The sequence below is a fragment of the Brevibacterium sp. CSND-B09 genome (genome assembly GCF_052906525.1).
Genome location: NZ_JBREGI010000001.1, coordinates 2,878,326 through 2,900,898, shown reverse-complemented (window position 1 = coordinate 2,900,898; position 22,573 = coordinate 2,878,326). Strand labels below are relative to the sequence as shown.

Here is a 22,573-nt window from a genome sequence, read left to right as displayed (position 1 = left end):
AGGTCACCCGGTGCCCCAGATCACCCGATTTGCCGGGCCAAGCGGGCCTGGATAACCTGAACGCGGAAGGAACCAGTCGGGACGACCCGGCTGAGTGAGACTCACGATGAGGACGGCCTCAGAGACAGGAAGACCTTCATGACCGCCGCCCTCCGCTCCATCATCACGCCGACCGCAATCCTGCGACTCGTCCTCGGCTGGGGCGTCTTCATCGCCCTGCAATTCATGGGCTCTCTGCTTGCCCCGCCGGTCCCCCTGCCGCTGCTCGTGACCGCACTCGTGGTCATCATCGCGGTCATCCTCATCTGCGCCTTCGGAGTCGTCACCGAGGCCGAACACTTAGCGAACCGCCTCGGCGATCCCTACGGCTCACTCGTGCTGACGATCTCGATCTGCCTCATCGAGGTCATCCTCATCGCCGCGGTGCTGCTGGGCCCTGGCGACCACGCGACGATCGCCCGCGACTCGGTGATGGCGGTGTCGATGATCATCCTCAACGCCGTCATCGGCCTCTGCCTGCTCGTCGGCGGACTGCGCCACGGCGCACTCACCCACAATCGCACCGGCGTCTCGAACTACCTGGTCATGATCGTCGTGTTCGCCGCCCTCGCCTTCGCCGTGCCCGCCCTCATCGGCACCCCCGACGGCGCCTACAAGATCTGGCAGGAGATCCCGATCATCGTGGTCACCGTCGGCGCCTACGTCTTCTTCCTCTACCGACAGATGGGACCGCAGGCCCACGAATTCACCGAGGTGGCCACCGTCGGGTCTGCTTCGGCGGGCGACTCATCGACTGCCGGAACGACGCAGTCCTCCCCCACCGAGGCGGCCGGCCGGCCCGAATCAACCCGACCCGAGGCGGACACCCAGCCTGACGACGCGTCTCACGGAATCGTCGAGATCCTCTCAACCCACCGCGTGGAGATCGCCCTCCGGCTGGTCCTCCTCGTCGCCACTGTGCTGCCGATTGTGCTGCTCTCCCACGATATGGCCACGCTCCTCGATGACGGCCTGGGCCGCCTCGGTGCTCCTGTTGCTTTGTCCGGGGTGGTCATTGCGATGATCGTGTTCCTGCCCGAGACGCTCACCTCGATCAGAGCGGCATGGAACGGCGAGATCCAGCGGGTGAGCAACCTCTGCCATGGCGCTCAGGTCTCCACGGTGGGGCTGACGATTCCGACGGTTCTGGTCATCGGTATGCTCACTGATCAGCAGATCGTGCTCGCCGAGGCCCCGATCAACCTCGCACTGCTGGCGATCACGCTCCTGGTCTCCATCATCGGGTTCGCCGGCAAGAGAGTCACCGCCGTCCAAGGCGCCGCTCATCTCATCATCTTCGTCGTGTTCGGTCTCGCGCTCTTCGCGTGAGTTGGAGTTGAGGCTGCAGCTGGAGTCGGCCTCGGATCACCGAGGTCGCCCGCTCCGGTCGAGCGCCATAACGGCTTCGACCGCGCCGTCGGATCCGTCGCGACCGCCGGGCATCGTCAGTGTGAATCCGGCGCTTCGCAGCAGTGATTGGGATGCACGGTTCTCGGCCGTCGTTTCGGCGTAGACGGCCGTGGCTCCAGCTGACCGTGCCTTATCCAAGAGTGCAGTCATCGCCGAGAGACCGACTCCGGATCGCCGAGCGGCCCGCCGGATCCAGATTCCGGCTTCGAGCACCTCCGCTCTCGATGTGCGTTTGAGACGCACACAGCCGAGGCAGTCTCCTCCGCTGACGATGACCCAGGTGGATTCCCCGCTCGGCCCCGACAAGCCTGCGCGGCAGGACCGGTGGTAGCTCACGAACCACTCGATCCGCTCTGTACTCCAGGTGTCTCCGGGAGTCAGCGGCGGCGTCACTTCGTCCGCCGTCGCATCATTCACGGCAACAGCGACCAATTGATCGAGGAGATCATCATCGATCTCTCGAAGTACCGCGTTCGTCTCAAGCAACATCCTCGCCCTCTCTCGAGCATTTCGCCTCCATTGTAGGCTCGATGAAACACACATCCCCGAGCCGAAAAGAGAGACCATGAGCTCACCAAACACCCCTGTCCCCGATGTCTCGCTGGAGACGGCAAGTCGATTCGTCGCTGCTTCCGGTTTCGTCGTCGAGGAGGTGACGGCCACCTCGGTGCGGGGTTATGCCGAACTCGACGAGAATCACCACACTCCATGGGGCGTCATCCACGGCGGCGTGTACACGACCATCGTCGAAAGCGCAGGCAGCATCGGCGCTTCATACGCCGTGGCTGAGCGCGGCGAGTTCGCCGTCGGCGTCCACAACGCCACCGACTTCCTGCGCCCGAGCACGGGAGCCCGCGTCAATGTCGAAGGCAACGCTATTCACCAGGGACGCACTCAGCAGCTCTGGGAGATCATCATCACGGATGCGGTCAGCGGCAAGCAGCTCTCACGCGGCCAGCTGCGCCTCCAGAACGTCCCCATGCCCGAAGGGAGCAACTGAGATGAGCACCGAGGCTGAGCCGAAGCTGCGCGACGGGGTCGCACGCGACCCTCGCGAAACGACCATCGCTTGGGGCGATCCGACCATCGGTCTCAAGCAGATGCCTCACCTCGACGGCATCGATCTCCTGCAGAAGATCGCCGACGGTGAGATCCCCGGTGCGCCTATCGGCGCACATATCGGAATGGAGCTCACCGAGGTGGAACGGGGCAAGGTCACCTTCACCTGCCGTCCCGACGAATCCCATTACAACCCGATCGGCACTGTCCACGGTGGACTGGTCTGCACTCTGCTCGATTCGGTCCTCGGATGTGCCGCGCATTCGCTGTTGCCCGCGGGCATGGGCTACACCTCGATCGACATCAATGTCAGCTACCTGCGCCACGTGACCGCCGACAGCGGCCCTCTGGTCGCCACCGGCCGAGTCACCAAACCGGGACGTCGGGTCACCTTCGCCGAGGGCGAGGTCGTCGACGCAGCAGGCAAGACCGTCGCGACGGCAACGAGCAGCTTGTTGGTCTTCCCTCTCGAATCGGCCTGAACCTCAGCTCCCAGCCATCTCCCGCAATGCGTTCTTGCGGATCTTGCCGGTTGAGGTCGTCGGCAGCTCATCGACGAATTCGACTCCGGCCGGGGCCTTGTAGGAGGCGATTCGGGTCTTGACGAATGCGATGAGGTCGGCTTCGGTCACCTCGTTGCCGGGCGCAAGGACGACGTAGGCCAAGGGTCGCTGTCCCCACTTCTCGTCGGGCATTCCGACCACGGCCGCCTCGGCGACGGATTCGTGGGCGACGAGAGCCTGCTCGACCTCGATCGTCGAGATGTTCTCTCCGCCGGAGATGACGATGTCCTTGGCACGGTCGAGGATCTGGACATACCCGTCGGGGTGCATCACGGCGAGGTCGCCGGTGTGGAACCAACCACCGCGGAACGCCTCGGCGGTGGCTTCGGGCGCGTTGAGGTAGCCCTTCATGACGTTGTTGCCGCGCATGACGATCTCGCCCATCGTCACCCCATCGCGAGGCACGTCGGTGAGCACATCGTCGTCGCGCAGCTCGACCACGCGCATACGTTCGGCGCTGATCATGCCGACCCCCTGGCGGGACTTCAGCTTCGCACGCTCCTCCACCGGCAGGCCGGACCATTCGGGCTGCGGTTCGCACGAGGAGTACGGACCGTAGGATTCGGTGAGCCCGTAGACGTGGATGACCTCGATGCCGAGCCCCTCGAGGAGGGCGATCGTCGTCGGCGACGGCGGGGCGCCGGCAGTGGTGATGGACAGCGATCCGCCTAGGTCGTGGGCCTCCTTGGCCCCGGCGATGGTGTTGAGCACGACGGGAGCACCGGCCATCCGCGTGATCTTCTCCTCGTCGATGAGCCGCCAGGCTTCTGGCCCGCGCACTGCGCGGATGCACACGTGCGTGCCCGACACCGCGGTCAGCGCCCAGGTCGTGCACCAGCCGTTGCAGTGGAACATCGGCAGCGTCCACAGGTACTTGGTCAGAGCCGGGAAGTCCTGCGTGATGACCTCGCCGAGCGAGTTCAGGTACGCCCCGCGGTGGGTGTACATGACGCCCTTCGGCCGGCCCGTCGTGCCCGAGGTGTAATTGACGGTGATCGTCGCCGTTTCGTCCTCGACCTCGTAGGCGCGGGGTGATTCCGGCGCCGAGGCGGTCCAGTCGGCGTAGGCTTCCACGCTGAGATCCGCGGCGGCCACCTCACCTGGGGTGCCGTCCTCGTCGGGGTGGACGACGATCGTTTCGACGGCGTTCGCTGCCCCGGCATCGATGACCGGCTGGAGGAGTCCGGCATCGCCGAAGAAGAACTTCACTTCGCTGTGGCCGAGGATGTATTCGACCTCGGGCGGCGCCAGTCGGGTGTTGAGCATGACGAGCACACCGCCGGCCAGCGGCACGGCGTAGTGGGCGATGAGCGCCTCGGCGCTGTTGGGTGCGAGCACTGCCACGGTGTCGCCGGCATTGAGCCCGCGTCGGACCAGTCCTTCGGCGAGGTTCTGCACGGTCTCGGCCATCTGCTGGTAGGTGAAGCGGCGGGGCCCGTCGACGATCGCCTCCCGATCCGGGTGAGCTTCGAGCGAGCGCTCGAGGAAGCGCAGCGGAGTCAGGGCGGTATCGAGTCCGGACATGGGAATCTCCTCATCGTCGATGATCGTGGCGGCCGTCGGCAGGCGCAGCTGCGACGGTATTGGACTTCAGACTACCGAGCGAATGTGACCTCGTGCACACCACCCCTCGCCGAGGCGGACGAACGTCCGGCGGCGCGACCGTTTCCTGTCCGCGCTTCGGTTCCATGCGAATGTGAGCGTGACGCCTCAGCTATTCGCAGCCGACTCCGTCGCCGTCGCGGTCGAGGTGGGACCCGTAGCCGAGGTCGCCTCGGTGGACGGGTGCGGCGCCGGCTTCGCGGGCGGCCGTGCAGTTCTCGAAGTAGGATGACGAGCCGGAGCTGCTGGACGATCCACTCGTGGTTCCGCTCGACGACGATCCCGGGCTCGATGAACTCGACGATCCTGAGCTCGAGGATTTCTGCTTCGCCGGGCGGGTCTCTTCCTTCGTGGTGACATCGTCACCGTCACCGGGGCCGGGCCAGTCGACATCCTCGGCGAAGGCCGGTTCGTCGTCGCAGTTGTCGAGGATGCGTTCCATGGCGGCCTTCTCCGCTGGGACCACCCACAGCTCGTATTTGTGCTTCACGGCGATCTGTCGGGCGACGTATTCGCAGCGGTAGGACTTGTGCGGCGGCAGCCAGGTCGCGGCGTCGCCGTCGCCCTTCTGTCGGTTGAGGCTTGAGCTGACGGCGAGCAGATTGAGTGGGTCGTTGCCGAACTCTTTCAGCGTCTCGTCATCGAATTTGAAAGCCCCGGTCTGCCAGGCGTTCGAGCGGGCGACGACATGGTCGATGTCGACGGCGTTCGCGCTGCGGTCGAAGTCGTAGGTCTCACCGGCGTAGGGGTCGTCTAGCGTTCCAGCCAGCACGATGCATCCGTGAGTTCCGGCCTTGAGGGTGATGGACGTGAGGTCGCGGCGGAGCACGTCGTTGCGGGTGTCGCAGCCGTTGTGGTCGGTGTCCGCACGCCATTTGAACAGGTCACCGTCGTAGCCGGTCTTCGGCGCCCGGCCCTTGACCGTGAGTTCGTCCAACATCGCCGAGGCGGTCCCCGTCGCCGCGCTGCCCGCGCGGCCTTCGTCTCCTTCGCCGGCTTCGTCGGTGTCATCGGAATCCGACGGCGAGGGGATATCCTCGCTTGCCTCCGAGGCCCCACGTGTGGGTGTGGGGTCGGCGGCGCCGGATGAGACGGTGTCGACGGTCGGATCGGCATCCTCGGCACATCCGGAGAGGAGGCCGAGGGACAGGACTGCTGCAAGTGCCGCGAGTGCGCGGCGTGAGGAAGAGAGCAAGGGCGTGGGCTTTCGGGCGTGCAGGCTCGCCACTGGGGCGAGGTGGTTCAGACGTGGTCGTGGACCGAGCCGACACGAATGCCGCTGCTCGATCCACTCCGATCAGTGTAGGGCGGGCCGGGCGATGATGGCACGGGATCGGCCGGAACGTATCCCATTCGTTAGATACGCGACCGACCTTGGTGAGATGTGAGGACAACCGGGCCGGAGGAGCACCAGATCGTGAGCGTGAAAACAGGCCAGGCAACAGTCGCTGAGCGTGCGGTGCACGGGCATAGACTGTCAACTGCACTTGTCTTCGAAATTCGGAAAGCCGTGATGTTCAATGAGCGAGGATCCCGACGTTGAGGCCCTCCGCCAGGACGATTCCAACTGGAAGCTGGGCCTTTTCTACGCATCGATGCGAGACCGCGCTCCGCTGATCCCGAAGCGCTACGGCTGGGGATGGACCGCCAATTTCGGCAGCCCCTGGGTCTGGTTGGCCGGAGTCATTCTCGTCATCGTGGTCGTCTGGGCCGTGTTCTTCTGACTCATCTTTCGAGGGCTAGGCTCTGCTCGCCCAAGGTGTGGCCCGATTTCGGCGCGCTCTGACTGTCCTCTTCCCATCTGACTCCACCGGCGGGTGGGTGCATGATGGAAGGGAACGGCGAGCAGCCTCGGCGAGGAGGATTTTCGATGCGACACGATGAGGAGCGTCCGCGCACCACCGGGTTCCTGGCCGATGGGACGGTGCCGGGGCACTGGACGCAGGTGCTCGGGTCGATGCGCGCGAATCCGTTCACTCATCTTTCCCCGGATGAGGTGCGCACCGAGGCGGCCCACCACCTCGTCGTCGCGCCCTCCCCCGAGGTGGCCCGTGCGTGTTTCGGGGAAATGCTCGATGCGTTCGGGGACTCGGTTGAGATCGCCGCCCTCGAAGGGCTCGTGCCCAATCTCGTCCCCGCGGGGACGTGGGTGTTTCTGCCGCACCGGCAGGACGGGTGGACGGATCTTGAGGACGCCTCGGCGAAGCTGCGGACGGCTCTGGTGAAGGAGAACTCGTCACGAGAGGCCTCCCACAAGCTGGTGCTCATGGAGTACGGGATCAACCTGTGGATGTGGGCCGAGCCTCCGTCGAGCGGAGGCGACCCCGTCTGCCACGCCGGCGAACTGATCAGTTGGGAAAGCGCCTGGGCGCTGGGGGCGAGCGGAAGCGATGTGAGTGATTCCGGAGGCGGCACGGAAGGTGCGACTGTCGCGGGAAACGCTGTCACGGCAGAACCGTCACCACCGGCTGCTTCTTCGGAAACTGCGCGTCCGGCCTCGGCCCGCCCGCCGATCTACTTCGGCCTGCCACCTATTCTGCGCCAACGCCGCTGGGACGGCTGATCACATTCTCTGACCCACCCTCGTCGACCGCTCGGGTTAGCCTCGAGCGCACACGCATTGCGGATTGAGGCGAGCGCTCGGCGCTCATGCGAGCGGTCGGTGAGGACTCGCGTGGCTGAGGTGAGCGGTCGACGCTAGCGTGCGCGGTCGGCGCAGGCGCAAGTATCTGAGCTCCCGCACACGCGCTGCTGGACCGGCTGACCAATTCGCCAAACGGCCGAGGCACTATGCCACGGCGACGACCACCCCGGCCGCCACAAGCAACACGAAATACCCCCAGGCGTGGAGGATCTCGGGGATCTTCGGCACCCGACGGCGCAGGAACACGATGATTGGCAGTCCGCCGATGAGCAGCGCCGCGGCCGCCACCAGGTCGAGTGATCCCACGATGCCCGGGGCATCGATCGCCGCCGGGGTCAGGATCGTTACGAGCACGGCCGGGCTCATGATCACCAAGGTCAGGGGGTTGGCCAGGGTCGTGGCCACGGTCATCGTGGCCCCGGACCGGCGCATCATCGGTACCGTCATCACCGACCCGCCGACGCCGAGGAACGACGCAAGCCCACCGATCGGCACACCCCAGACCGCTGCGATTCCTCGGCCTCCCTCGCTGACTTCGCCAACGTCATCGACGACCGCGGCCTTGCGTCGGAAGAATCCGGGCCGGGCGAGCAGATCGATGGCAGTGGCCGCGATGTACGCGACGAATCCCCACTGCAGCAGCGCGTCCGGTGCGAATCGTCCTGCGAACGCACCCAATCCCCCGCCCAGCGCGAGCAGCCCGAGCAGCCACCATCGCCCTTTCAGATGGGCGAGCGTGGATCGCTTCGTCGACACCGTCGCGACGATCGCGTTGACGAGCATCACCAGCGCCGAGGTGGCCGCCGCCACCCGTGCCGTGTCATGTCCGAGATCCGCATCGACGAGGGTGATGATCGGGACCGTGACGAAGCCGCCGCCGAACCCGAAGAGCACGGTGGTCAGGCCGACGAGGCAGCCGATGAGGACGAGTCCGAGGAATTCCATGACTGGCGGGAAACCTCAGAGCCGGGCGATGAGCAACGGCTGGATCACCGATCCGACATATCCGTGCTCGTCGGCCAGATCACCGTCCGTGACACCGCGCCCATCAGGGCCGACGTGGGTGCGGGCATTCATGTTCAGCCACTCCGACCGCGGTTCGCGAGCGAAGGTCAGCGACAGTGACGGCGGAATGAACGTCCACTCGCCGAACGGAACCGCCGCCGAGAGGCCGTTCGCCGAGTCCGCAGCGATGACGAAGCGTTGGATCGGGCTCGTCTCCTCACCAGCGACGAGCGGGATGCGCGGTCGCACCCAGACGTCGGCCGCCCCGAGTTCCTGGAGACCGCCGGAGACGAAGCGCCACTCGATGGCACGGCCATACCCCCAGTCGGGGCTGATGCCGGGGAAATACTTCTGCTCCTGCGGTTCCGGCACCGCCGAGGTGTCGAAGGTCGAGGCCACTTCGGCGCTGGATTCCGGGGTGGACCGCATCCTCCACGCTGTCGCGGTCACGGCGAGGCGGTCCTCGGCCCAGAGTTTGGCCTCGACGAGTTCGATGCGCTTGCCCGGACGCATGATCGTCGCCTCGGTGCGGATACGGCCCTGCGGGATGGGGCCGAGCATGTCGATCGTCAGCCGCCCGATGCTCATCGCCTCGTCCTCACGGACTCGTTCGACGGCCCTGGCCAGCAGCGCGGCGGGCGGGCCGCCGTGCTGCATCGCCTCATCCCACGGGCTCGTCGTCGCACGTGTGGAGTCGAATTCGTCCTCGCCGCGCGGAAGGTAGAAGGCCTCGGGAAGCGGGCTGACCTCGTTGTCTGTCATGCAATTTCCTCAGTCGTTGAGCGTTTCCACCATTCTGCCCGACCTCAGACTTTGCCCTCGGGGTCTGAGTCGCCCGAGCCGGGGTCGGCAGTCTCGTTCTTCGCGGCGAAGGCGAGCGCGAACTCCTTCTTGCTATCGGCAATCGCCTGCGCCTCGAAGGTGTTCTTCCACGTCCGCAGCAGTCGCTTCTGCTGCGCGATGACGGCCCGATCGGCGCGTGTGGTGTCGCGCAGCAGCTCGAGTGCGCGCTCCTCGACCGACCCGTCGACGGAGTCGTTGAGGAAGCCGCAGGCGAGCATGTCAGCGGCGGAGAAACAGTTGCCGGTGAGCACGAACTCTGTCGCCTTCGTCCAGCCCATCAGGCGGTGGAGGTTGACCGATTCGAGCACCGAGGGGATGCCGATGCGCACCTCGGGCATCGAATACCAGGAGTCCTGGCTGCCGATGCGGAAGTCCGCGGCTGCGGCGATCTCGGCGGCCCCGCCGATGCAGTAGCCGTCGATGGCGGCGGCGACAGGAAGGGCGCAGTCCTTGATCGCTTCGCACACCTCGCCGAGGCGGCTGATCGTCGCGTACGCCCGCGACGCACTCGTGTGCGCGAATTGTGCGGTGTCCATTCCGGCTGAGAATCCGCGTCCGCCGGCCGAGGTAAGCAGGACCGCGCGCAGGCTCTCGTGAGCACCCGCCTCGGTGAAGGCGTCGATGAGCTGTCCGAGCATGTCCTCGGTGAGCGCATTCGCCTGCCCCGGATTGTCGATGGTGACGGTAAGAATGTCGTCGGTGCGGTCTTGCCTGATCATGCGGGCTCCTGCCTGTGAATGTGTCGCTTCCTCAACCTTATTCCGCCCCAAGGCTCGCCAACGCCGACTCGACAAAGGCCGACGCCGCCGGACTCGGATTGAATTCGCTCCAGGCGAGGTATTCGACGCGCTTCGGCCCGTCGACCACGGGCACGGTGATCAGTCCTCGCCCCTCCGGCACAACTGCCGGGGCAAGCAACGCGATGCCGAGGTCGTGTGCGATGAGGTCGAGCATCATGTCCACAAGCATCGATTCGAACGCGACCGTCCGGGTCAGTCCCGCCTCGGCGAAAGCCCGATCCGACTGGGACCTGCCGGGGCTGTCGGCTGGGAAGTCGACGAATACCTCGTCGGTAAGATCGGCCAGCCGCAGGCGCTTGCGCCGCGCGAACCGGTGCCCGGGACCGAGCACGGCCACGAGCCTCTCCCGAGCCAGCACCTGACTTGCCACCCCGGTCGGCACCGCCGCCTCCGGCAATCCGAGGACTGCCGCGTCGAGGGACCCGGCACGGATCCGCTCGATGAAATCGACGCTGCCGCCCACACTCAATCCGACGCTCACCTGCGGATACGTCCGATGAAACCGTCCGAGCACGGCGACGAGGTCGAGTCGGGTCACCGTCGGGATCGCTCCGACGCTCAGACTTCCGCGCATCTGTCCTGTAGCGGCGACCGCCTCGGTGACGGTCCGATCCGCGGCGTCGAGGGTGGCTCGGGCACCGGCGACGAAGGCGTGCCCGGCTGTGGTGAGTTCGACTCTGCGGCTGGTCCGGGCGAAGAGTCGGACGCCGAGCTCGCGTTCGAGGGCCTTGATCTGATGGCTCAACGCCGACTGGACGACATGAGTCTTCGTCGCCGCTCGGGTGAAATTCCGCTCCTCGGCGACGGCGAGGACATAGCGCAGCTGCTGCAACTCCATCCATTAATGATCTCAGTTCATTGATCGGATGAAAACAATGTGTTGGACTCATGGCAGTGCGCGGGCTGACGCTGGTGTCATGACAACGACGACCACGCCCACCCCATCCGCCCCGTCACCGACGCACTCACGAGTCGGAGCCACCGTCCTCACCGCCCTGGCCCCAGCCGTCTGGGGCTCGACCTACCTCGTGACCACGGAATTCCTGCCCACGGGCCATCCGCTCTTCGCCGCCCTCATGCGCGCCCTTCCGGCCGGCCTCATCGGCCTCCTCATCGCCCGCCGCCTGCCCGCCGGGTCCTGGTGGTGGAAAGCAGTGGTGCTCGGCACGCTCAACATCGGGATCTTCTTTCCGCTCCTGTTCGTCGCAGCCGCTCGCCTGCCCGGCGGGGTCACTGCGACCCTGGGAGCCGCGCAGCCGATCCTCGTCACCGTCCTCGCAGTCATCGTCCTCGGTGAGCGTCTGTCGGTGTGGCGATTGGGCTGGGGGTTCGTCGGCGTTGCCGGCGTCGGTCTCGTCGTCCTCGGCCCCGGTGCCGGCTTCGATCTGGTCGGCATCGCAGCGGGCATCCTCGGTGCCGCCTCGATGGGAACCGGCGTCATCCTCGTCAAGAAATGGGGACTGCCGCCAGGCATCGGACCGGTCGGCTTCGCGAGCTGGCAGCTGAGCGCCGGCGGACTCGTCCTCTTCCTGCCCACCCTGCTCATCGAAGGCGTCCCCGCACAGGTCGACGCTCCAGGTATCGCCGGATACCTGTGGCTGGGCGGGATCGGCGGGCTGCTCGCGTACACCCTGTGGTTCCGCGGCCTCGGACGCCTGCCGGTCACCGCAACCGCCCTGCTCGGACTGCTCTCCCCGCTCGTGGCTGCCGGACTCGGCGTCGTCTTCGCAGGTGAGAGCCTCAACCTCGCGCAGATCGCCGGATTCGTCCTCGCTCTGGCAGCACTAGCCTGCGGTCAGCTCTCCCCGACCGCACTCAACCGTGCACGCACATCAAACCGCACAGAGAAGGAACCCGCAGTATGAAGATCACCGTCATCGGAGCCACCGGAATGGTCGGCTCCCGCATCGTCGCCGAGGCGGCCGACCGCGGCCATGGCATCATCGCCGCCTCCCGCCGTCCGAATAACACATCCGCCGTTCCCACTGTCGCAATCCATCCCAGGGTTCAGGCTCTCCCCGTCGACGCTCACATCGCCTCCGACCTCGACACGGCGCTGGCCGGTGCCGATGCGGCAGTGCTCACCGTCCGGGCCGCACCAGGACAGACGTCACAGTTCCTTTCCCTCACCGAGGCGGTGCTGACAGCCACCGCCCACGCGCGGGTGCCGCTGCTCGTCGTCGGCGGGGCTGGTCCGCTGAGGTCCCCGGTTGATCCCGACTCCATCGTCCTCAACGATCCTGAGTTCGTCGCCGAGGAGTGGAGAGACCTCGCTGCGGCCAGTCTCGCCCAACTCGAGGTCTGCCGGAATCACCCAGCGGGCCGGTGGACCTACCTCAGCCCTCCGGCTGTCCTCGAACCCGGCGACCGCCTCGGCGACTATCGGCGCGGCACGACGATCCTGCTCACTGACCTCGACGGACGCTCCTGGATCAGCGCCGAAGATCTGGCGGTGGCCGTCGTCGACGAAATCGAGGTCCCGAGCGGCGAACGCCACTTCACCGTCGCTGCTCGCTGACGCGGTGAGCGATGCGCGGCCAGACTCACTCTTGTATCCAAGATGGATGCAAGTTAGTGTGAGTGAGTCCTGACCACCACGACGATGTGAGACCACCATGACCAGCCACATCCGCGAACAGGCCAAACTCATCACTGCCCAGCTCCTCTCGGGAGCCGGCATCGCCTCCGGGTATGCCGTCGGCGGACTGCTCGCCGAAGAGATCACCGGGCAGACCTCAATGGCCGGATTCGCGCAGATGAGCGTCATCCTCGGCGCCGGCCTCATCGCCTATCCCCTCGCCGTGCTCGCCGGTCGCTCCGGCCGTCGCAAGGCGCTGACCTTGGGCTTCGGCATCGGCACGCTCGGCGCCGTGGTTGTCCTCATCGGCGTCGCTCTGCAGTTCCTGCCCTTGTTCATGCTCGGGATGATGATGTGCGGATCCTCGACCGCCTCGGGCCTGCAGGCCCGCTACGCCGCCGTCGACCTCGCCGACCCGGCCGCCGCTGGTCGCGCGATGTCCCTGGTCGTGTGGGCCACGACCGTCGGCTCCGTCCTCGGCCCCAGCTTCACCGCCCCGGGCGCCCACCTCGGCGAAACGCTGGGCATGAACGGGTTGGCCGGGCCCTACCTCATCTCCATGGTCGCGTTCGCGTTGGCCACACTGTCGGCCTCGACGCTGACGAAGTCGGTGGCTGCCGGAACCGACCACCCCGGCGAACCCGGGGTCGACGATCCCGGCCACGACGGTGAAGGCACGACCGAGAACAACGACGGGGCCGCCTCGGCTAAGGATTCCGCACAGACCGACGAGTCCACCACCACCGAGGCGACCGCCCCTCCCCCGATGAAACTCGGCGAAGCGCTGCGCTTCGCCCTGGCCCGCCCGGTGCCGCTGTTTGCGATGATCACGATCATCGCGGGGCAGATGATGATGACCAACGTCATGGTCATGACCCCGGTGCACATGGATCACCAGGAGTTCAGCCTCGGCGCCATCGGAATCGTCGTGAGCATCCACATCGCCGGCATGTACGCCCTGTCCCCCGTGTTCGGCTGGATGGCCGACCGGTGGGGTTCGGGCGTCGTCATCGCAGGTGGGGCCGGTATCTTCGTTCTCACGATCGTCCTCGGCGTCATCGATGCGGTGGCCCCGGAGTCGTCGATGGTGCTGCTGTCGACCGCGCTGTCGCTGCTCGGAATCGGATGGTCCATGTTCCTCATCGGCGGCTCGTCCCTGCTCACCGCCTCGGTGCCGGCACATGCGAAGGTGCCGCTGCAGGGCGCCTCGGATTCGGCGATGAACCTCGGCGGGGCGCTCATGGCGGCGATGGCCGGGTCCGTGCTCGGCGCCGGCGGATTCCTGTGGATCAACCTCATGGCCACGTTCGTCCTGCTCGTCGCCGTCGGATTCTCGATCCGCGCGATTCCGCTGATGAGCTGGCCCGGACGCCGCGCACCCGCCCCCGCCGAGGCGGCCGACCGGCCCGCTGCCGCCGCGAGACAGGACGGGGTGGGGAAATGAGTAAGAAGACAGGATCCTCGAGAACGGCGACCGAATCAATGAGCGCGGCCGAGCGCGCCTATTCGGTCATCCGCGGGCAGATCATCAACGGCTCTCACACGCCCGGCACGATGCTCGGCGAGGCGGCGCTGGCCACCGAGATCGGCGTCAGCCGCACCCCGGTGCGCGTGGCCCTGGCCCGGTTGCAGGACGAGGGGTGGATCCACATCTATCCCAAGCGCGGGGCGATCGTCCAAGGCATCGACGAACGCACGGTCTCCGAGCTCGCCGATGCCCGTTATGTGCTCGAGACGACCGCTGTCGAGCGGGCATCCGAACCCATGCGGAAACGGTTGGCGGAGAAACTCGGCGCTCTCATCACGCAGCATCGGGCCGCTTTCGCTGAGGGGGATGTCGCCCGATTCATCGAACTCACCCTGGAGTTCCACCGCGGCTTCGTCGAGGCAGGGGACAACCGGGTGATGCTCGAGATGTATTCGCTGCTTTCCGACCGGCACCGATTCACCCTATTCATGAACAGCCGACACCTGCTCGACCGTTCGGACGAACTCATCGCCGAACACGAGGCCCTTGTCGCACATCTGCGCTCCGGCGATTCCGCAGCTTTCGCGGCGACCCTGCGGGAGCATATTGCGGAGAACGCCGGCCCGGCGCACTGAGCTCAACCGCTGACCCTGCTGCCAACACGCGTTTCGGTACATCCTTCTCTGAGGTGATCACTTTCTTCAGTGGGCAGTCCAGAGGAAGGTGTACCGAATTGGCAAGGTGCCGCGGTGCATCCGCTCCGCAACGACATTGCCATCGCGAATATGCGGCGGCGGGCGCCTTTGGCGTGATTCCGGACGTCCCGGCATCTTCCTCGGAAATCGCGATCTTCACACTAATGAGTTCAGAACCTAGAGATTCTATATTGGAAGATGTGGAAGGTGGACATTCATCTGCTCTCAGGACGCTCAACACATGCTGCGACTGAAAGGAAAGTGAGAAGTATGGCTGACACGCTGAGCGAGTTCCTCGCCCATCACCCGGTCGACCGCGAGAACGTCGAACGACACAAGCAGAAGATGCTTGCTGAGGTGCGCGCCTACCAATTGAAAGAACTGCGATCCAACGCAGGCCTCACACAGCAGGAAGTTGCAGACAGAATTGGTGTTTCACGGCGTCAAGTCTCCAAGATTGAGCACGGAGACATTGAGAACACCAGGATCGGCACTGCTCGGCGCTACCTGGAAGCAGTTGGCGGAAACCTGACACTCGACTTCGTCTTCGGAGAAACTCGAATCCAGATCGCCTGATTCGTCCTGGCTGTGGTCGCCGCACGTCGCACCAGCGATACCTCAATGTCGTGCCGCCATGTCGGCGGCCAGCTTCCTGACCAGCTCCCGCGCCGCCGGTGGATCGATGACTTCGATGTGGTCGGTGAATTGCATGAGCTGCCTGACTCCGTCGAGTTGGTCGTAAGCGACGATGATCCGTACTTTCGCATCATCAGTCGGCACTTGTTCGACGGAACGCAGTCGACTGCCGAGGATCCTGCGCGCAATATCCTCTCCTCCGACCTCGAGAAGAGCCGTCACAAATACGTCCTCTCGGCTCTCCAGACGCTCGACCAAAAATTGCGCAACACCCTGCAGCGTCGTCTCCGGCCGGAGCGTCCGTACAGATTCAAGAACAGTCCACTTCCGCATTCGGGTCATGGCGAACATGCGCGGATTCCCATCGACATCGGCAATGAGGTACCACCGCCCGCCTCGCAGATAGAGACCATACGGGTCGACCTGATAGATTCGCGTTTCAGCTTTCCCGCTTGACCGATATTCGATCTGCAATCGCCGGGCCGACCGGAGGCAAACGACGAGGTCAGCGAAGTCGAATGCCGCTTCGTCGGCGAACCATGCCGAGCTATCGATCTCGACCACTTCACGGAGAGGAATAAGTTGCTGATCTGTCCGCTCGAACGGCTTTGGCCGCCGCGCGTCTAAGCGTTGGAAGGCCCGCAGCATTCCCTCTTCGAGGCCGAGATGGCGCGCACTTCTGAAATCCAAACCGACCAGCGCCAGCGCCTCCGCTTCGGTTGCGGATAGCCGGTTCACGTCGATCTGCGTTCTCGTCTGCAGGGAGATCCCGCCGTAGCGGCCGGGCGCTGCAACGACCGGCACATCCGCTTCGATCAATGCGTCGATGTCACGCAGGATCGTTCGCACCGAAACACCGAACTGTTCGGACAGACGAGCAGCCGTCGTCTGACCAGCGGACTGGAGCGCCACGATGATCGACAGCAATCGCTGCGGACGTTTCACTTCGTTCCTCCTCCCCCCTGCAGAGAGTTTTTCCGAGCTCGTTTCCAAACATGACATGGGCTGTCATCTATTGCTGTCAGTGTAGAACCACGGCGACCGAACTGAAGGTCACCGAACGTCGAAATCATCGAAAACCAGCAAACAGAAGGAGCACCTCATGCCTGCACCGAACCTGTTCCTCATCTACGTCACCGACACCGCCGCCTCGACGGCCTTCTACAGCAACCTCTTCGAGATGGAACCCGAGATGGTCACACCCCACTACGTCTCATTCGAAATCGCACCGGGAGTTCTGTTCTCCCTCTGGAGCGGCGCAAGTGAGTCAGTCACAAAAACATCAGTGCGCACGTCAGAAGTCGGACTCATGGTGCCCGGAACCGCAGAAGCAGTCGATGCTGTTTTCGCCGACTGGACCGCAAAGGAAGTTGTTGTCGTTTCCGAGCCCTACGACGCAGTCTTCGGGCGCACCTTCGTCGTCGCCGATCCCGACGGGAATCTCATCCGCGTCTCGCCCGTGGACTGATCTCCGCCTCGGCGAAGGGGTCAGCACGGAAGCGCTGGCTAACAGTCGGACAGATTGGCGATACGATTCAGGACGACTATGCCGACCGGCAATTCGAACTGTGCGAGGATGTGAATGCTCAGGTATCTGGCTGCTCTGCCATTCGCATTGCCGGTATTCGCCCTCGGGGCGATTATCGCCGGAATCGTCTCGAGACGCCTTGGGAGACAGATCCACGAACATCCCGCAGTCGTCTTCCTGTGGTTAGCAAGTCTGTCGTTGATCCTTGCCGCGACTCTCACTCCTTCAAGCCAAGCGTTCGAGGCTCACGAGGGGCTGCGAACCACACGGGTGTGGATCTGGTCTCTGCCCTCTCCGGGTACGCTGACCCATGTGAATTGGCAGTCGATGAACCTGCTGCTCTTTGCACCGGCAGGCTTCGCGAGCGGCTTGTACTCCAGGCGACGGAATGTCATGCTTTTCGGTTCGCTGGCCCTATTGAGTTCACTCGCGGTCGAGGTCGTCCAGTATCTGCTGATTCCACTCGGCCGAGCGCAATTCAATTCGGCGACGGTGATCATCGGTTGGACCGGGATCACAGTTGGAGTGCTAGTGGGTGTTCTCGTCTCAGCTCTTTACAGACGCGGTCGAAGCCGGGCGACTGCGCCCGCATAAGGACTGACAGCCGGAACTAGGCGATCGCCCAAAACTCGTGTCGGTCAAGAGAGCCGAGCGAGGAGCTGGGTACGATGGTCTGGTTCCGGACTTCCCCTACAGAACGGACGACCATGAAGAAGCTTGCGCTGACTGTCAGCGGACTGGCGATGGCCGCCGGCACCTTGGTCTCTGCCCAACCCGCGATGGCCATACCCGATCCGGATGCTGGACAGATTTCCAACTCCCCTGCCGAAGAAAGAGACCGCATCGATTCGCTGCTCGAAGACGGTGCGGAAGCCGACCCGCTCGACCTCGTCCCTGGGGCGACGACCGATCCAGCTAAGATCAAAGAGATCGACGAATCAGCTGTTCCTGCCACGGTCGTTGTCAATCCCGACAGCGGGGAGATCGTGGCTGCCAAGGTCGAGTCCAGCGCCATTGGACATGTCATCGTGGACCTAGCCCAGCCTGATTCCATTTTCCCGACCCTGACCAAGTGACAGGGCCCGCGGGATTCTGACCCAGCCTCGGCGAGGGGTTCCCCACTTCCGCGCCCGGTCGTAGGCTGAGGTCATGGAGCACAGATATCTGGGAAACAGCGGACTCAAGATCTCCGAGATCACCTACGGCAACTGGCTCACGCACGGTTCGCAGGTGGAGAATGACACCGCCACGAAGTGCGTGCACGCAGCCCTCGACGCGGGCATCTCCACCTTCGACACCGCCGACGTCTATGCGAACACCGTCGCCGAACAGGTCCTCGGCGACGCACTCAAGGGCCAAAGGCGCGAATCGCTCGAAATCTTCACGAAGGTCTACTTCCCCACCGGACCCAAGGGACACAACGACATCGGCCTGTCGCGCAAGCACATGATGGAGTCGATCAACGGCTCGCTGCGCCGACTCGGCACCGACTACGTCGACCTCTACCAAGCCCACCGCTACGACTACGAAACCCCGCTGGAAGAGACGATGCAGGCCTTCGCCGACATCGTCCGCTCCGGCAAAGCACTCTACATCGGTGTGAGCGAATGGAACGCCGACCAGCTGCGCGCCGCCCACCACCTGGCCCGCGACCTCGGCATCCAGCTCGTGTCGAACCAACCGCAGTACAACATGCTCTGGCGCGTCATCGAAGAACGGGTCGTCCCGACGTCGAAGGAACTCGGCATCTCGCAGATCGTCTGGTCCCCGATTGCCCAGGGCGCACTGACCGGCAAATACAAGCCCGGCCAGCCGGTCCCCGCCGGATCCCGGGCAACCGACGAGGACGGCGGCGGCGCTGAATCGATCAGGAGCCGCTATCTTCACGACGACAAGCTGACGGCCGTGGCGAAGCTCGAACCGATCGCCGACGAGCTCGGAATCACGATGGCGCAGCTCGCGATCGCCTGGGTGCTGTCCAACGACAACGTCGCCACCGCCCTCGTCGGCGCCTCCCGCCCCGAGCAGATCGCCTCGAACGCCGAGGCCGCCGGGGTCACCCTCGACGCGGACGTCCTCACTCGCATCGACGACATCCTCGGCGACCTGCCGGAGACCGACCCCAACAAGACCCAATCACCGGCCACCCGCCTGACCTGATCCCTCACCGAGGCGACCGACCGTCTTGATTCCGACCGCGGTCCCTTGGTGGGGCCGCGGTCGGAAACTTCCTCACCGGCGACAAAAGCTCCGCGGTAACGGGTGTCCGTCACCCAACCGGGAGATGAACTCGACGAATCTCACACCGACCCGGGGCCGCCTCGGCGAGTGTGGTGGGTTAAACTGCATGAAGCGGTTATATAACCAAGGAATTTATTTCCAGGCGCAAAGAGGGGCCGATTCAGCACACCGCCTCGGGCGAGCTGACGCTGGAAGACGAGAAGAGACGCAGACGACGAACAGGTGAGGGGATGCCATTGGCGAACGGAGACGACATTCAGAAGGAACCGTCAGAAGGCACCCCGGTCAACCGGAACCTCGTGCTTGCGGTTCTCGTCTCAGGCGCGTTCGTCATCATCCTCAACCAGACGCTGCTCAACACCGCCCTGCCGGCGTTCATGCACTACTTCGACATCACCTCCGGCGCCGCACAATGGGTGACGACGAGCTTCATGCTCGTCAACGGCATCATGATTCCGGTGACCGCGTTCCTCATCGAGAAGTTCACGACGAGGGGCCTGTTCTTCACCGCGATGGGCTTGTTCATCATCGGCACCCTCGTCTGCGCGATCGCCCCGGTCTATCCGGTGATGCTCATCGGACGCGTAATCCAAGCCTCAGCCGGCGGCATCATCATGCCGCTCATGCAGACGATTCTCTTCGCGATCTTCCCCGTCGAGAAACGCGGATCGGCTATGGGCACCTTCGGCCTCGTCATCGCCTTCGCCCCGGCCATCGGCCCCAGCCTCTCAGGTTGGATCGTCGACCACCTTCCGTGGCAGACGCTGTTCTACATGATGCTGCCGATCGCGATCATCGATCTCATCGTCGCCTATTTCCTGCTCAAGAACGTCACCGAACGCACCTTCCCCCGACTCGACGTCCTCTCGATCATCCTCTCCACCCTCGGCTTCGGCGGACTGCTGTTCGGCTTCGGCTCCGCCGGTGACGCCGGCTGGCTCAGCGCCGAGGTGCTCATCCCGCTGGTCATCGGCGCGATCACGCTGACGTTCTTCATCACCCGCCAGTTCAAGCTCGAACAGCCGATCCTCGAGTTCCGCATCCTCCGCTACCGCATGTTCACGCTCAACACCCTGTTGGGCATGTGCGTGTTCATCGTCATGGTCGGCGGCATGATGGTCCTGCCGCTGTACATGCAGAACATGAATGACTTCTCGGCCATGGAGTCGGGTCTGGTTCTGCTCCCCGGCGCCGCGGTGATGGGACTGATGTCACCGGTGACCGGTCGCGTGTTCGACGCCGTGGGCGCCAAATGGCTCGCGATCGCCGGCTTCGTCCTGCTCACCGGAACCACGTTCCTCTTCGCCCGACTGGAACCGGACACCTCGTTCGTCTACCTCGCCGTGGTCAACACGATCCGCATGTTCGGTGTGGCCATGGTGATGATGCCGGTGACCACGGCCGCGCTCAACCAGCTGCCCTCGCACCTCATCCCCCACGGCACTGCCCTGAACAACACGCTGCGCCAAATCGCGGCGTCGGTCGGCACCGCGGCGCTCGTGACGATTATGGTCTCGGCCGCGCGGAACCCGGAGACCTACGGCATGGCAGGCCTGGTCCACGGCGCGAACGTCGCGTTCTTCGTCGCCGCCTGCGTCGGCATCCTCGGCGTCATCGGCGCGTTCTTCATCAAGAACTCCCACGGACTCGAACCGGGGCAGAAGAAGGTCACCGGCAAGTGATTCCGGGGCACCGCAGGTGCCTCACCGCCACATCAGCGGATCCGGCCCGATCCTTCAACCGCTCCTGTCGGCACCCTCGACGAGGTGGCCCGCCACGATGCGCGCCTGTCTCAGTGCGTCTTCGGGCTCCACTGCTCCGCTGAGCACCAGAGTGGCGTATCCGTGGACAAGCGACCACGCCGCCACCCCGAAGTCGGAATCCGGCCCCGATCTGGTCGTCGCCACTCCAACCGAGAGCGCCGCCCACGCCCGCTGACGGGCCGCAGTCAGTTCGGCGTCGTCATCGTGGAGCAGCCGGGGTTGGAACATCACCGTGAAGTGGGATGGGCAGGCGAGCGCGAACTCGACGTACGCGACTCCGCGGTCGATGAGTCCGCCGCCTTCGTCGACTCCGGACATCGCCTCCGCCAGGCGGTCGTATCCTTCGGTCGCCAGCGCCGTGAGCAGACCGGATTTGTCACCGAAATGATACGTCGGAGCGGCGTTGGAGACGCCGGCCCGCTTCGCCAGCGCACGCATGCTCAGTTTGGCCACGCCGTCTTCGGCAATCGCCGAGGCGGTCTCCGCCAACAGGGTTCGACGCAGATCCCCATGATGATAAGTCACAGTCCGATCGTACCGGAGCAAACTTTTCATTGACAAGATGCTTGTCGGCGATCTATCTTTTCACTGTAAAGATTCGTCGCGGCCGCAAGGCCTCGCTCATCGAAGGAGCCTCTCATGGCACCCTTGCTCTTTCTCCTCATCACCACTCTCGCCGTCTACGCCGTCGGACGCTTCAACTCGGCGGCGGCCGAACATGGCCTTGGTACATGGCCGGTGGCAATCCGGTTCGGGCTGGCCGTGATGTTCATCGTCACCGGCATCTCACATTTCGTCGGCATGCGCGAGGCTCTCATCGACATGGTGCCGCCATGGCTTCCAGCAGCAGCTGCGCTCGTCACCGTGACCGGGGTGCTCGAACTGCTCGGAGCCTTCGGCCTGCTGCTGCGCCCGACTCGCCCGTGGGCGGCCGGCGGGCTGGGACTGATGCTCATCGTCATGTTCCCGGCGAATGTGCATCTGGCGCTGACCGGCGAGAATCTGCCGTGGGACGATCAGCTGGTGCCGCGCACAGTAATGCAGGCCGTCTTCCTTGCCGCGGTCCTCGCAGTACTCATTCCGGAGATCCGGGCACAACGGGGAGCACGAAGGCAGCGCACGTCGGGCACTGTGACGACATCGGACTCTGCGGCGGGACCGTCCGGGCGCTGACGTCCCGGGCCTATTTGTAGTAGCCCTCGCGGAGGTTGATTCCGTGCTCGACCCAAACTTTGAGAGCCGAGAGCATTCCGGTCCAGCCCATGCAGTTGCCGAAGGCACCCTGAGCTCCGCCTTCGGTGAGCTTCCAGGACTTCTCAGTGATCGTCACGAGCGTCCGCGCACCGTCATCGACGGGAGTGAACTCGAAGGTCGTTGTCGTGTCACTCTCCACGGAGTCGTCGGAACCCTCCCAGCGGATGACGATCTTCTCGTCCTGGATGTTCTCGACGACCTCGACGGGGAATCGGCCCGGGAAGTCGGCGAAGTCCCACGTCACGTCGGCCCCGGCCTCCAAACGGCCGCGGGCGCCGCCGGTCGTGAAGTAGTGCGAGAGCTGCTCGGGATCAGCGACCGCTTCATAGGTCTCATGAGGAGTCTTCGAGATATAGCCGGTGACCGTGAACGACAGCTCCTCCAATGGACGGGACTGATCGTTCTGCTCGACGGGCGTGTTCTGGGTGCTCTGCTCATCTGTCAT

The 22,573-nt window shown here is 64.7% G+C and carries 25 protein-coding genes; 15 read left to right on the top strand and 10 right to left on the bottom strand.

Going from position 1 to position 22,573, the window contains the following annotated elements:
- Positions 1-138 precede the first annotated feature (138 nt).
- Positions 139-1,368, top strand: a complete 1,230-nt coding sequence (locus ACU4IU_RS12985) for a calcium:proton antiporter (RefSeq protein ID WP_446656945.1) — start codon at positions 139-141, stop codon at positions 1,366-1,368.
- A gap of 36 nt (positions 1,369-1,404) precedes the next feature.
- Here ACU4IU_RS12985 and ACU4IU_RS12980 read toward each other — a convergent pair whose 3' ends face one another.
- Positions 1,405-1,938 carry a GNAT family N-acetyltransferase gene (locus tag ACU4IU_RS12980; protein ID WP_446656944.1) on the bottom strand — a complete coding sequence of 178 codons (534 nt, stop codon included), beginning with the start codon at positions 1,936-1,938 and terminating at the stop codon, positions 1,405-1,407.
- A 76-nt stretch (positions 1,939-2,014) separates the two neighbouring features.
- Here ACU4IU_RS12980 and ACU4IU_RS12975 point away from each other — a divergent pair, with 76 nt between their 5' ends.
- Positions 2,015-2,449: a PaaI family thioesterase gene (locus ACU4IU_RS12975; protein WP_446656943.1), complete on the top strand. Its 435-nt coding sequence runs from the start codon at positions 2,015-2,017 to the stop codon at positions 2,447-2,449.
- Between the two features lies 1 nt (position 2,450).
- The gene (locus ACU4IU_RS12970; RefSeq protein ID WP_446656942.1) at positions 2,451-2,990 is read left to right on the top strand and encodes a PaaI family thioesterase; all 540 of its coding nucleotides are present in this window, start codon (positions 2,451-2,453) and stop codon (positions 2,988-2,990) included.
- A gap of 3 nt (positions 2,991-2,993) precedes the next feature.
- Here the strand turns inward: ACU4IU_RS12970 and ACU4IU_RS12965 are convergent, their stop codons facing one another.
- Together ACU4IU_RS12965 and ACU4IU_RS12960 are read right to left on the bottom strand one after the other, a co-directional pair.
- On the bottom strand, positions 2,994-4,595 hold the full coding sequence (locus tag ACU4IU_RS12965) for an AMP-binding protein (protein WP_446656941.1): 1,602 nt from the start codon (positions 4,593-4,595) through the stop codon (positions 2,994-2,996).
- A gap of 190 nt (positions 4,596-4,785) precedes the next feature.
- The gene (locus ACU4IU_RS12960) at positions 4,786-5,868 is read right to left on the bottom strand and encodes a GmrSD restriction endonuclease domain-containing protein (RefSeq protein WP_446656940.1); all 1,083 of its coding nucleotides are present in this window, start codon (positions 5,866-5,868) and stop codon (positions 4,786-4,788) included.
- 325 nt (positions 5,869-6,193) lie between these two features.
- Between ACU4IU_RS12960 and ACU4IU_RS12955 the strand changes: the two genes are divergently transcribed.
- Together ACU4IU_RS12955 and ACU4IU_RS12950 are read left to right on the top strand one after the other, a co-directional pair.
- The gene (locus ACU4IU_RS12955) at positions 6,194-6,397 is read left to right on the top strand and encodes a DUF5808 domain-containing protein (protein ID WP_446656939.1); all 204 of its coding nucleotides are present in this window, start codon (positions 6,194-6,196) and stop codon (positions 6,395-6,397) included.
- A 146-nt stretch (positions 6,398-6,543) separates the two neighbouring features.
- Positions 6,544-7,236 (top strand): hypothetical protein, encoded by a 693-nt coding sequence (locus ACU4IU_RS12950; protein ID WP_446656938.1) that lies wholly within the window; start codon positions 6,544-6,546, stop codon positions 7,234-7,236.
- Positions 7,237-7,461: 225 nt separating this feature from the next.
- On the opposite strand, the gene ACU4IU_RS12945 is transcribed toward ACU4IU_RS12950, so the two are convergent.
- From ACU4IU_RS12945 to ACU4IU_RS12930, 4 genes are read right to left on the bottom strand one after another with little or no spacing between them, the layout of a single operon-like run.
- Positions 7,462-8,262: a sulfite exporter TauE/SafE family protein gene (locus tag ACU4IU_RS12945; RefSeq protein WP_139908880.1), complete on the bottom strand. Its 801-nt coding sequence runs from the start codon at positions 8,260-8,262 to the stop codon at positions 7,462-7,464.
- A 15-nt stretch (positions 8,263-8,277) separates the two neighbouring features.
- Entirely contained in the window at positions 8,278-9,084 is an 807-nt protein-coding gene (locus tag ACU4IU_RS12940; RefSeq protein WP_446656937.1) for a thioesterase family protein, read from the bottom strand.
- 44 nt (positions 9,085-9,128) lie between these two features.
- The gene (locus ACU4IU_RS12935) at positions 9,129-9,884 is read right to left on the bottom strand and encodes an enoyl-CoA hydratase/isomerase family protein (protein WP_139468221.1); all 756 of its coding nucleotides are present in this window, start codon (positions 9,882-9,884) and stop codon (positions 9,129-9,131) included.
- Positions 9,885-9,921: 37 nt separating this feature from the next.
- The gene (locus ACU4IU_RS12930; RefSeq protein WP_420097257.1) at positions 9,922-10,803 is read right to left on the bottom strand and encodes a LysR substrate-binding domain-containing protein; all 882 of its coding nucleotides are present in this window, start codon (positions 10,801-10,803) and stop codon (positions 9,922-9,924) included.
- Between the two features lie 79 nt (positions 10,804-10,882).
- Between ACU4IU_RS12930 and ACU4IU_RS12925 the strand changes: the two genes are divergently transcribed.
- The 5 genes from ACU4IU_RS12925 to ACU4IU_RS12905 all read left to right on the top strand — a co-directional run bounded on the left by ACU4IU_RS12925 (position 10,883) and on the right by ACU4IU_RS12905 (position 15,282).
- Positions 10,883-11,830: an EamA family transporter gene (locus ACU4IU_RS12925; protein ID WP_446656936.1), complete on the top strand. Its 948-nt coding sequence runs from the start codon at positions 10,883-10,885 to the stop codon at positions 11,828-11,830.
- Positions 11,827-12,483 (top strand): NAD(P)-dependent oxidoreductase, encoded by a 657-nt coding sequence (locus tag ACU4IU_RS12920; protein ID WP_259357472.1) that lies wholly within the window; start codon positions 11,827-11,829, stop codon positions 12,481-12,483. Before ACU4IU_RS12925 ends, ACU4IU_RS12920 begins: the two co-directional genes overlap by 4 nt.
- A gap of 97 nt (positions 12,484-12,580) precedes the next feature.
- Positions 12,581-13,987, top strand: a complete 1,407-nt coding sequence (locus ACU4IU_RS12915) for an MFS transporter (protein WP_172170438.1) — start codon at positions 12,581-12,583, stop codon at positions 13,985-13,987.
- Positions 13,984-14,646, top strand: coding sequence for a GntR family transcriptional regulator (locus ACU4IU_RS12910; protein WP_172170436.1), 663 nt, complete (start codon positions 13,984-13,986; stop codon positions 14,644-14,646). The genes ACU4IU_RS12915 and ACU4IU_RS12910 overlap by 4 nt, the downstream gene beginning before the upstream one ends.
- A gap of 330 nt (positions 14,647-14,976) precedes the next feature.
- Positions 14,977-15,282, top strand: a complete 306-nt coding sequence (locus ACU4IU_RS12905) for a helix-turn-helix transcriptional regulator (RefSeq protein WP_172170434.1) — start codon at positions 14,977-14,979, stop codon at positions 15,280-15,282.
- A gap of 42 nt (positions 15,283-15,324) precedes the next feature.
- Here the strand turns inward: ACU4IU_RS12905 and ACU4IU_RS12900 are convergent, their stop codons facing one another.
- Positions 15,325-16,287, bottom strand: coding sequence for a helix-turn-helix transcriptional regulator (locus tag ACU4IU_RS12900; RefSeq protein ID WP_172170432.1), 963 nt, complete (start codon positions 16,285-16,287; stop codon positions 15,325-15,327).
- Positions 16,288-16,444: 157 nt separating this feature from the next.
- Between ACU4IU_RS12900 and ACU4IU_RS12895 the strand changes: the two genes are divergently transcribed.
- From ACU4IU_RS12895 to ACU4IU_RS12880, 4 genes are all read left to right on the top strand, one after another.
- A complete protein-coding gene (locus tag ACU4IU_RS12895) occupies positions 16,445-16,810 on the top strand; it encodes a VOC family protein (protein ID WP_172170430.1) in 366 nt (121 codons plus the stop codon).
- A 767-nt stretch (positions 16,811-17,577) separates the two neighbouring features.
- Positions 17,578-17,946: a hypothetical protein gene (locus ACU4IU_RS12890; RefSeq protein ID WP_172170428.1), complete on the top strand. Its 369-nt coding sequence runs from the start codon at positions 17,578-17,580 to the stop codon at positions 17,944-17,946.
- Between the two features lie 73 nt (positions 17,947-18,019).
- Entirely contained in the window at positions 18,020-19,030 is a 1,011-nt protein-coding gene (locus ACU4IU_RS12885; RefSeq protein WP_446656935.1) for an aldo/keto reductase family protein, read from the top strand.
- Positions 19,031-19,341: 311 nt separating this feature from the next.
- Positions 19,342-20,793: an MDR family MFS transporter gene (locus ACU4IU_RS12880; protein ID WP_446656934.1), complete on the top strand. Its 1,452-nt coding sequence runs from the start codon at positions 19,342-19,344 to the stop codon at positions 20,791-20,793.
- A 54-nt stretch (positions 20,794-20,847) separates the two neighbouring features.
- Here ACU4IU_RS12880 and ACU4IU_RS12875 read toward each other — a convergent pair whose 3' ends face one another.
- The gene (locus ACU4IU_RS12875) at positions 20,848-21,399 is read right to left on the bottom strand and encodes a TetR/AcrR family transcriptional regulator (RefSeq protein WP_446656933.1); all 552 of its coding nucleotides are present in this window, start codon (positions 21,397-21,399) and stop codon (positions 20,848-20,850) included.
- 114 nt (positions 21,400-21,513) lie between these two features.
- Here ACU4IU_RS12875 and ACU4IU_RS12870 point away from each other — a divergent pair, with 114 nt between their 5' ends.
- On the top strand, positions 21,514-22,047 hold the full coding sequence (locus ACU4IU_RS12870; protein ID WP_259357465.1) for a DoxX family protein: 534 nt from the start codon (positions 21,514-21,516) through the stop codon (positions 22,045-22,047).
- Between the two features lie 10 nt (positions 22,048-22,057).
- Here ACU4IU_RS12870 and ACU4IU_RS12865 read toward each other — a convergent pair whose 3' ends face one another.
- The gene (locus tag ACU4IU_RS12865; protein WP_420096094.1) at positions 22,058-22,573 is read right to left on the bottom strand and encodes an SRPBCC domain-containing protein; all 516 of its coding nucleotides are present in this window, start codon (positions 22,571-22,573) and stop codon (positions 22,058-22,060) included.